This window comes from Moorena sp. SIO3I6, from assembly GCF_010672095.1.
This window is the reverse complement of record NZ_JAAHHU010000209.1, coordinates 2,585-8,908: the sequence shown is the minus strand read 5'-3', so window position 1 is coordinate 8,908 and position 6,324 is coordinate 2,585. Positions and strand designations below refer to the sequence as shown.

The window sequence follows — 6,324 nt, the reverse complement described above, 5'->3', positions numbered from 1 at the left end:
GAGGTTGTGCGAGGTATACCACTTCCCCCTATCAAGGGCTCATTCTTCAGGCTGGCTGGTGGCAAAGGTTTTCAAAGACCCTTTGAATTGGCAACCCTGCGGCTGCGGAATATGACAGAGGTTTTAAGCCACTGGAATACTTATGTGCCCAATGGGGCTTATCTGACCCAGCGAGGGGGAACTTTCTTATTCGATTCACAGGGGAAATTACTCTACCAATACCGGGATTGCGGGCTCCTTGGCTTTGCTCAGAATATGAGTCGTCCACTGTCGTTTTTATTAGATTAGCTCTACCAAAGCGATAGTAACAATGTCTTGATAGATCTTGTGTAATCGAACGCACAATAAAAGAGCGATTGGCCGTAGGCCACGCTACGCGAACGCACTTATTTTAGTTGATCAAATTCCTTCTCACTAATTCCTAACTGCTTGAGTATTTCTCGAAATAACTAACCTCCAATCTCAGCATTACCATGAACAGGAATAGTGGTTGACCGTCCATCCGGATGCTTCCAACGGGCATGACTTCCTTTTTGACGAACTTTATGAAAGCCTAATTGTTTAGCAACTTTTTCTAAGGTTTTAGCTTTAGCTGGCATGAGAAACTGTTACCTCGACATCATCAGGTAAATTTTTGCCTTCTTCGAGGTATTCTTCTTGAATCATCTCAAAAACAGGATTTAATTCACAGAGGGCTGCTTCAGGAGTTTCTCCCCAGGCATGACATCCTTTAATGGCTGGAATATAGGCGACAAAAGTTCCATTGTCATCGGGACGTAAAATAATTTTATAGTCGTTTAATGATTTCATTGTTCTTTTTCCCTAGATATTATTTTTTGTTGTATATTCTATCATTGAAAAACCAAAAAAATAGTAATCGCTGCAGATGTTAGATTACGAGCTAGTTGGCATCAGCCTAGTTTAACACCCACGGGTTTGCTTTCATGAATCGACTGGCAGGTTATACTGGGGACGCTGCTATTGGGCAAACTCAGCGATAGACCGAAATCGACGTAAGAGACGTTTCATCTTTGTTCCTCCTAGGGTTGATTAGTTCAATTGCTTAACGGGTTATATTTAATTACTAGAATGCAGGTGTTAACCGAGGAGAGGGAACAGCGATGCAGCACCTTAATAAGGGAGTTTCACGACTGCCGACTGCCGACTGCCGACTCCCGACTCCCGACTCCCTACTCCCTACTCCCTACTCCACCCGATTCCACATCCGTTGAATTTCCCCAATCACTTCAGAATTTGGTGGTGCTAAAGTTTTTAAATTAGGGTCAGTTTTTGCACCGGGAATACGTTTTGTCCAAGGACTGCCGGAGACAGATTGCAAATCAATACCCCCAATCACAGGACGAAAACCGTATTGCACAAAGGTTTTTTGTTGTTCTGGAGCAGTTAGGAATTGGAGGAATTTCCGTGCTGCTTTTACCTGTTGCGAGTTCACATCTCTGCGCACAATGGCTGCGGTGGAAACCGTTTCAATGGTGGGATTAAAATAATAAATCTGATCGGGCTTGCTTTGAGTCTGGGCTGCTTGTTCCCAACGGTAGAGGGCAATGCTTTCATATACAGTAGCAACATCTGCCTCATTGGGGCCACGAGCAATAAACTCTTGCAATAGAGTGTCCGTTGAGCGTGGCGGTTGATAGACAGACCGCTTTACTAAACCGAACAGAGATTGAATTTCCGAGCTATTAAAATTAGTTGGGGATAAGGTTGCGCCCCCAGAATTACTCTGTGTCCAAAGACTTAAGGTCAGTTGTCCGCTATTGGAACGATTAGGATCGGTAGTCACAAAGTCAAAACTACCCCAGTTAGGATTGCCGCCAATCTCCTGCCAATTGCGCTTTTTCATGGCATTTTCTAGTTTTAACCATTGAAAACGACCATCGGGAAACAGAACTTCTCCCCGTTCTGGCCAAGCAATACCTACTAATAGGGTTTTGGCAATGGGTTGGGGGTTATCATAAAAAGGTGGAGTAGTGTTTTGGGCTTGCCAGCGATCGCTCAATTCATTCAACAAAACCCCATTGGCTGGAATTAAAATTGTGGGTTTAAAATCCTTCTTTTCATCGAGATAGCGATTGACTAATTCCTGGGAGCCTTGGAATTTAAATTCGATGTTAATATTAGAATAGGTTTCTTCAAAACGTTGTTCCAGAACAGCGAGGGGTTCTTGCAATTCTGTTCCACTTACCACATAAAGGGTTTGGTTTAATCCTGGTAAAGGAGCGTAGGCAATGCCTAGGGAAACAGCGATAATCCCCAGGGATGTAATTGTTTTAGTTGTTTTATTATCCATGAATTCTGATCAAGTTAAGATAGGAAAAGAGCCATATTGTCTTGAAAACCTGCCAATTCGGTACTGAGGGAGCGCAATTCTTCCACGGTTTGGGCATCTTCTAAATTGCTTGTCCGCAGGCGATTCTGCAACTGTTGTAAAACTCCCGCAGTATCAGTAATCAAAGTAGCTAGAGCAATCACCTGGGCTTGTCTAGCATCTTCCCCTTGTCGAGCCAGGGTAATGTTGTGCTGCAAGCTGGTCGCTAATTGCTGTAATTGTTGCCTAGCGACTCCAGAACTCTTAGTTTTTTTCGCTTCTACCTCCTGCAACTGCTGCTTTAACTCGGTTACTGAAAGCAGGGAGTCGGTACCATGGAGACGTTGGGAGAATTGGTCAATTTTGGCTGGTAATTCTAACGCGCGATTGACCGAAGGTCACGCTACGCGATCGCATGCGAATTGAATAGTAGAAAGTAGCTCCATTTCGGTGGTAGCAAGGGCAAGTTTTTCCGATTCTGAGCGCAGGCTTTCTGCTTTCTGAGCAATCAGTTGAGCCTGTTGTCGTACCTGTTGTAATTCCCTTTCCAAGGCAGGGTTTTGTAGGGTCGGGGGTCGTTGACTTTCCTTTTGCTTAAGAACAGTGGCACCAGCCACCGTGACCACTCCTGCTAGGGGTATAGCAATGGGGCTAGGAAGTCGAGCAACTCGTACTGCGATCGCATGGACTACACCTCCTGCTAAGACCGCTAGGGGATAATGAAGAGGATTTGCAAACGTTAACATGGGTTGCCTCATGGGTAATCAGCGACTGATAATTTACTTAAACTGTATAGCGTTAACTATTCTAATGAGGTACATGTAATTTTTTTTCCTGCTCCCTGCTCCCTGCTCCCTGCTCCCTAAAACCAAGTAATTTGTACTTCATCCAATTGATAACTGCTATAATTGACTTAAAACTCAACTTGTAAATCTGCGATCAACTTAGAAATCGTTTCGGGATTGCCCTGACGATAATAGCCCCCATTTAGTTCAGCAATTGTTTGCAATACTTTAGGACTAAATTCTCCTTGTTTGCCGTAACCGACGGTGAAAAAAGCAATACTTTCATCCGCTTCAAAGTTACTGCTTTGTAATTGTTTTGAGAGGTTATCGAGAGTAATTTCCGAGCCAGAATCATCACCATCGGTCAAAATCAACACCGCATTAATCGCGTTTGTTTTAAAATTTTGTTTTAACCAGTTCCGAGCAAAAAGAGCACTATCATATAATCGAGTTCCTCCCCCAGCTTTCAGACTACCAATAAATTTTATCCCCTCAGCTTTTCCTTGGGGTGTGCCTTCCACCATAAAGGGCTGCTTAATCTCATTACTGAAAGGAATAATCGCTATCTTTTCCCTTGAACCGATATTCTGCACGTAGTTCAGTAACGTATTCTGCACAGCCGAGAGTTTCTCACCTCTCATAGAACCGGAAACATCTACGACTAAAGCAACTTGGGAAGGTTTTTTGGCGTAGCTTTGCCAACTTTGCAACATCGCTTCTACCACTTCCGGTTTAGGAGGACGGTAGGAATCGTATTGAGGATTGGCTTGTACCCCAAATTCAGAGGAAAACTTACTGCCAAGGGGCCCCCCTGGAATCCCTGGACGTAAGCCCAAGTCTACCGCAATTTTTTGGGTTTCTGGTTGCCGTAGGAATTCAATAACTTTTTCCCCTGCTGCTTTTTCTTTGTCACTCACCCATGGGGCATTGGGGAGGATGGCGCGAATGTTGGAACTAAAGGTAGCAGAAGGATAAACCGCTTGATAGTTAACCGTATTATTACCTTGACTGTTGGCAGAAATCACTAAGGATTCGTAGACAGAGCCCACAGAAGCCCAAAAGGGACCGTTGTTCACCATCGATTTCGCTAAAGACCCCGTAGATTTGCCGTAACGGGTGATTTTGTTTTGGATTTTCTGAACCCGATCTTGGTATTTTTTTACATCAGCTATGGTGAGTTCTTCAGGACGCTTACCGGAAACCGAAGCAAATTGAGCCACTAGGGTTTGCAAGCCAGAATTGGAACGGGTTGGGGCGGTGTGAACGTAGGTTATTGGTAAAGCAGCCGCCTTGGGGTCTAGATCCTGGTGATTTTTCGCCTCTACCAAGGAAACATAGAGATCGTCCACTGCTGCTAAACTTCCGGCTAAATCAGCTTGGGTCATAAAAACCATCGGACTGTAAGCAAGCAGAGGTGATTCAGTTAAATCTGGGATATAGTTCTGTCCTGGAAAAATTTTATTAATCTGGAAGATCAGCTGACTCTGGTAAATTTCTCCATCGACAGAAATTAAAGTAGGAAATTGGGAGTCTTCAGGAGCGATCGCACCAGATTGCAATTGTTTAGTAAGATTAAGAACTTCCTCCACCACATCCCCACTTCCTTTAGTATCGCAGGTTAGATAAAAGGGAGTACCATCCTCTAGTTTAGGCTGGGAGTTATTGAGTTTGGTGGCAGCGCGATTGACCGAAGGTCACGCTACGCGATCGCAAAAATCTTTTAAGTCACTCCCTGCCAGAAAGCGAATTTCTAAACCTCGGTTAACTGTTTGGTTGATTGTTGGACTAGTCTGACAAGCACCAAGGAGCAAGAGAACAGAAGAGAAAGGTACCAAAGAGAGTTTCCAAGAGATTGAAGTAAAAATCTTGGGGAGATTGCTATAATTAAACATCACACATCCCTTAGTTGTTGAATCTAAGATCAAGCACCAATTAAATTATAACACGTTTGCTTCACCAAAAATCTGTTAAAATGGTAGTTTGTTTATGGGGTGTGATAAGATAGAATAGGCTTCCAGTATTTGGTGAAAATTTTTCCTATGATTCAGCAAATTACTCCCACCACCGATGACATCTTCTATCCCGAAAGTGACGGCAAACCAATGGCCGACAATACCCTTCAATTTGAACTAATTACCACCATTAAGTATGGCCTGGAAGTCCACTTCAAAGATTACCCCAATGTATTCGTTGCCGGGGATTTGTTGTGGTATCCAGTACAAGGAGAACCCAAAATCAACCAAGCCCCCGATGTGATGGTAGTTATCGGTAGACCGAAAGGGCATCGACGTTCTTACAAGACCTGGGTTGAAGATAACCTTAATCCCCAAGTCACCTTTGAAATAGCATCAGAAACCAACACCATCAAGGAATTAGAAGAGGATAAACTCAAGTTTTACCGGACCCATGGAGTAGAAGAGTACTATCTGTATGATCCAAACAGAGCCAAACTAAAAGGCTGGTTGCGTTCAGGAAAAAAACTAGAACCCATCCCCCAGATGCTGGGTTGGGTGAGTCCCCGTTTAGGAATTACCTTTGAGTTAGTAGCATCTCAATTGGTGCTGTATTATCCCAATGGTGAGCCTTTTGCTAGCTATTTAGAAATTAGTGAGCAAAGAGATATGGCTCAACAACAGGCAGAGCTCGAAAGGCTCGAAAAAGAACAAGAACGCCAACGGGCAGAACAAGCGGAGCAAGCTTTAGAGCTTGAACGAATTCGTATGAAAGCATTGCTAGAGCAATTAAAAGCCAAAGGGATAAATCCCGAGGATTTTAACCTATAATCTCTAGCAATTCTCCTAGTAATCAGGTAGACAGGATTTTTCCTGTTCCCTACTCCATTCCCCCCTTATTAAGGGGGGCTAGGGGGGATCCCGACTCCCATTAACCCAAACAATTTTTCCTATGATTCAGCAAATTACTCCCACCACCGATGACATCTTCTATCCCGAAAGTGACGGGAAACCCATGGCCGACAATACCCTTCAATTTGAACTAATTACCACCATTAAGTATGGCCTAGAAGTCCACTTCAAAGATGACCCTAATGTATTCATCGCTGGGGATTTGTTGTGGTATCCAGAACAAGGAGAACCCAAAATCAACCAAGCCCCCGATGTGATGGTAGTTATCGGTAGACCGAAAGGGCATCGACGTTCTTACAAGACCTGGGTTGAAGATAACCTTAATCCCCAAGTCACCTTTGAAATA

General features: G+C 43.8%; 9 protein-coding genes and 2 pseudogenes. 3 read left to right on the top strand and 8 right to left on the bottom strand.

All coding sequences use genetic code 11. From position 1 onward, the window contains the following. A partial coding sequence (locus F6K49_RS31455) for an AhpC/TSA family protein (RefSeq protein WP_293102957.1) occupies positions 1-288 on the top strand: 288 nt, incomplete at its 5' end. 161 nt (positions 289-449) lie between these two features. On the opposite strand, the gene F6K49_RS31450 is transcribed toward F6K49_RS31455, so the two are convergent. The 8 genes and pseudogenes from F6K49_RS31450 to F6K49_RS31415 all read right to left on the bottom strand — a co-directional run bounded on the left by F6K49_RS31450 (position 450) and on the right by F6K49_RS31415 (position 5,006). Further along, positions 450-599 carry a type II toxin-antitoxin system HicA family toxin gene (locus F6K49_RS31450; RefSeq protein WP_293022730.1) on the bottom strand — a complete coding sequence of 50 codons (150 nt, stop codon included), beginning with the start codon at positions 597-599 and terminating at the stop codon, positions 450-452. After that, positions 589-810 (bottom strand): type II toxin-antitoxin system HicB family antitoxin, encoded by a 222-nt coding sequence (locus tag F6K49_RS31445; protein ID WP_293022727.1) that lies wholly within the window; start codon positions 808-810, stop codon positions 589-591. The genes F6K49_RS31450 and F6K49_RS31445 overlap by 11 nt, the downstream gene beginning before the upstream one ends. A gap of 394 nt (positions 811-1,204) precedes the next feature. Further along, on the bottom strand, positions 1,205-2,311 hold the full coding sequence (locus tag F6K49_RS31440; protein ID WP_293022724.1) for a substrate-binding domain-containing protein: 1,107 nt from the start codon (positions 2,309-2,311) through the stop codon (positions 1,205-1,207). Positions 2,312-2,325: 14 nt separating this feature from the next. Beyond that, positions 2,326-2,622, bottom strand: coding sequence for a hypothetical protein (locus F6K49_RS31435; RefSeq protein WP_293022721.1), 297 nt, complete (start codon positions 2,620-2,622; stop codon positions 2,326-2,328). Positions 2,623-2,727: 105 nt separating this feature from the next. Beyond that, positions 2,728-3,075, bottom strand: a complete 348-nt coding sequence (locus tag F6K49_RS31430; protein WP_293022718.1) for a hypothetical protein — start codon at positions 3,073-3,075, stop codon at positions 2,728-2,730. Positions 3,076-3,242: 167 nt separating this feature from the next. Beyond that, the gene (locus tag F6K49_RS31425; RefSeq protein ID WP_293022800.1) at positions 3,243-3,827 is read right to left on the bottom strand and encodes a vWA domain-containing protein; all 585 of its coding nucleotides are present in this window, start codon (positions 3,825-3,827) and stop codon (positions 3,243-3,245) included. A gap of 99 nt (positions 3,828-3,926) precedes the next feature. Then, positions 3,927-4,736, bottom strand: a pseudogene (locus F6K49_RS31420) (extracellular solute-binding protein); the annotation flags it as partial. A 72-nt stretch (positions 4,737-4,808) separates the two neighbouring features. Further along, entirely contained in the window at positions 4,809-5,006 is a 198-nt protein-coding gene (locus tag F6K49_RS31415) for a hypothetical protein (RefSeq protein ID WP_293022715.1), read from the bottom strand. 147 nt (positions 5,007-5,153) lie between these two features. Here F6K49_RS31415 and F6K49_RS31410 point away from each other — a divergent pair, with 147 nt between their 5' ends. Next, positions 5,154-5,897 (top strand): Uma2 family endonuclease, encoded by a 744-nt coding sequence (locus F6K49_RS31410; protein ID WP_293022712.1) that lies wholly within the window; start codon positions 5,154-5,156, stop codon positions 5,895-5,897. Positions 5,898-6,018: 121 nt separating this feature from the next. Next, positions 6,019-6,324: pseudogene (locus F6K49_RS31405) on the top strand (Uma2 family endonuclease); the annotation flags it as partial.